This window comes from Wolbachia endosymbiont of Drosophila incompta (genome assembly GCF_001758565.1).
In the GTDB taxonomy this organism is placed as follows: domain Bacteria; phylum Pseudomonadota; class Alphaproteobacteria; order Rickettsiales; family Anaplasmataceae; genus Wolbachia; species Wolbachia pipientis.
In genome coordinates this window covers 149,626-152,853 of record NZ_CP011148.1, presented here as the reverse complement: position 1 = coordinate 152,853, position 3,228 = coordinate 149,626, and the positions used below count along the sequence as shown (strand labels likewise).

Annotated in this window: 3 protein-coding genes and 1 pseudogene (1 of these 4 only partly in view); all 4 read left to right on the top strand. The window is 38.6% G+C overall.

Translation table 11 applies throughout. The annotated features are described in order from the left end of the window. Positions 1-227: pseudogene (gene def / locus WG67_RS00735) on the top strand (peptide deformylase) (it extends 313 nt beyond the left edge of the window). Next, on the top strand, positions 217-1,038 hold the full coding sequence (locus WG67_RS00730; protein WP_010082207.1) for a uracil-DNA glycosylase: 822 nt from the start codon (positions 217-219) through the stop codon (positions 1,036-1,038). The pseudogene def and the gene WG67_RS00730 overlap by 11 nt, the downstream one beginning before the upstream one ends. Positions 1,039-1,972: 934 nt before the next feature. Next, complete coding sequence (locus tag WG67_RS00720) at positions 1,973-2,185, top strand: hypothetical protein (protein ID WP_006279675.1); 213 nt, start codon at positions 1,973-1,975, stop codon at positions 2,183-2,185. 5 nt (positions 2,186-2,190) lie between these two features. Beyond that, the coding region (gene nuoG, locus WG67_RS07990) for an NADH-quinone oxidoreductase subunit NuoG (RefSeq protein WP_458694958.1) at positions 2,191-3,228 on the top strand (1,038 nt) is incomplete at its 3' end.

Below are 3,228 nucleotides of genomic sequence, written 5' to 3'. Positions count from 1 at the left end.
TTCCAGAGCAAAGTCATGAAATTAAGCGTCCAAAGTATCTAACTGTGAAATATAAAGACTTAGATAATGAAGAACAAACACTAAAAGCTAGTGGTTGGCTTGCAAGGTGTATTCAGCATGAATTAGATCACTTAAACGGCATATTATATATTAGACATTTATCTAAATTAAAGTATGATATGGCCATGAAAAAAGCACAAAAGGTTAAAAAGCATTATGAGCAATAAAGACCTAGAATTATTAAAATTTTACCATGAAGTGGGCGTTGATTGCACACTAACAGAGGGTGAAGAGGAAAAAAAATTGGAGAGCAAAGAGAGTGTACAACCCTCTGTTATCCAAACTGGGACCAAGAAGAAAGATGCAGATACGCGCTGGGGTGACACTAAAGATGGAAAAGACATGTTTCCAAGTGACTGGATAATCGAAGCAAGGAAACTTGCAAGCAAATGTAATAGTGTGGATGAACTAAGAAGTGCAGTTGAATCATTTGAAGGTTGTGAGATAAAAAAAACTGCAACTAATACTGTCTTTTCCGATGGTAATCCAAACGCAAAAGTTATGCTCGTTGGTGAAGCTCCAGGAGCAAATGAAGACCTTCAAGGCATACCATTTTGTGGTGCAAGTGGAATGTTGCTCGATAAAATGTTAAATGCAATCAATCTTGATCGCACTAAGGTATACATAAGCAATACTGTATTTTGGCGTCCACCTGGCAATAGAAAGCCAACCGACCTAGAGCTTGATATGTGCAGACCATTTGTCGAAAAACACGTTGCACTAGTTTCACCACAAATTTTAATTTTGGTCGGGGGAATCGCATGTTATAGCCTTCTTGACAGCACAAAAACTATATCGAATTTGCGTGGTAGATTTCATACGTACACTAACCAATATTTGTCCAATTCAATCACCACAGCCGCTATATTTCATCCAGCTTACCTACTTCGCCAACCGGCACAAAAACGTTTAGCCTGGGAGGACTTGAAGAAGATTAGGGAGTATCTTGATAACACCAATAACTGCACAAATACCTAATAAAGTGGTAGACCTCTTGCATAGTTTTTTGCAGCATGTTAACAATCGTTAGAAACGAAAAAACTTCCTTGACAAACTCCGCCAGCCCCCTTATCATAAAATTGAAGCTATTGTATTTGCTTTCGCCAATCTGCAGATTAAAAGGTAAGGATTACTTAATGTATCGGCGTCTTATGTTCAATTTTTTGCAGTATATAGATACTGTATGTCTTTACAAAACTTCATCTACATCTAGATTTTTATCTAAATAAGCTGAACGCGCTTATAAAGCGTTACAAGACATCAAAAGATGCCAATACTCGACAGAGATAGTAAAAGACTAGCTAACTCGGGGATTCTTTGTCTTTTTTTCTGCTTAGTAAATTTCTTAAACATTTGCAGCGTAAGTTAGTTGCAATTAAAAGCAGCTTAATCTTGCTTGTCAAGCGTTTAAAACATAAAAAACGCCAATATTTTAAAGCGGATAATAACCCCAGGGCTTCTTTTGCCTTTTTTTTCGTTTGGTAAATTTCTTAATGTTTATAGCTAAACGACAATCGTCATCCCGCAGCGGGATCTATGCTTTGAGATACCGCGAATAAATCGCGGTATGACGTAGAGCTCGCGTTAGCTACACTTTTATGCTTACCAACTCAGTATCCAATCAAAATCCTGGATTTCAGTGTCAAGCACTGAAATAACACCGAAAGGGCTACTGCTGTCTTGGATGGAAACCAGTGTCAGCTACTTGAATCTGCCACGCAAATTGCCTGCAAATTGCAATGTTCGTACAGCTGTGCGTCATGCGCTGGAATGGCATCAAGGGGTAACTTTTTATTTAAACAATGATTGTAAAATGATTATAATAAGAGATCTATTGAAATTTTAAAGTTATTAAATATTGACGCTATATACTTAAGTGTTAAAATAGAATGAAAAGTTTTTAGGAGTTTATATGGCAGCAGGTGGGAAAGCAAAGACAGCTAGTAAAAATAACCCTACTCAGCGTAAGAAAGCTGAGCAAAAAATGTATAAAGATAAACCGGTAAAACCTGTTAGATATATAGATCGTGATTCGCGCATGAATTATATGTCTGCTCAATATGACAACGGCAATCTGGTTGAAGATGAGGTAAGCGGCAATCCTATAAAGTGGGAAGCTGTATAATAGTTGTGGTTAAAGTTACTATTAATTCTAAGGAATGTGAAGTAGAGCATGGGCTCACTATAATTCAAGCTTGTGAAGTCGTGGGCGTTGAAATTCCACGTTTTTGTTATCATGAGCGTTTAGCAATTGCTGGTAATTGCAGAATGTGTTTGGTTGAAGTGGAGGGTGGACCTCCAAAACCAGTAGCCTCTTGTGCAATGCCAGTTGCAGAAGGGATGGTTATTCACACTGATACCCCTAAGGTTAAAAAAGCACGTGAAGGTGTGCTTGAGTTTTTGCTAATTAACCACCCGCTTGATTGCCCAATTTGCGATCAGGGTGGTGAATGCGATTTGCAAGATATCACGATGGCTTATGGGAAAGGAACCAGCAGACTTGATGAGCATAAGAGGGCTGTGCCAAAAAAACACTTCGGACCACTGATTGAGACCGCGATGAATCGATGCATTCATTGCACTCGGTGTGTTAGATTTTTGTCTGATGTTGCAGGTACAAATGAACTTGGAGGAATCGGAAGGGGAGAAAATGTAGAGATTAGCACTTACATAAAAAGGCATATTAGTTCTGAATTATCCGGAAATATCATAGATCTCTGCCCGGTAGGAGCTTTAACTTCAAAGCCTTACTCCTTTACAGCGCGTCCATGGGAGCTATCACATTGTGAGACTATAGATGTGCTAGATGCTGTGGGTAGCGCAATTAGAGTTGATTATCGTGGCCCGGAGGTTATGAGGATATTACCAAAGCTGAGCGAAGAGGTAAATGAAGAATGGATATCAGATAAAACCCGCTTTGCCTATGATGGACTAAAAGTTCAGCGTCTTGATCGACCTTATATAAAAAAAGATGGTAAATTAGCCCCAGTTGATTGGAATGAGGCATTAACTGTTGCTGCAAAGAAATTAAAGAATACAAAATCAAATAAAATAGCTGCAATTGCAGGTGATTTAGCAGATTGTGAGTCTATGCTTCTACTTAAAGAAATGATGCAGAAGCTCGGCTCGGGAAATATAGATTGTAGGCAGGATGGTGCAAAACTTATA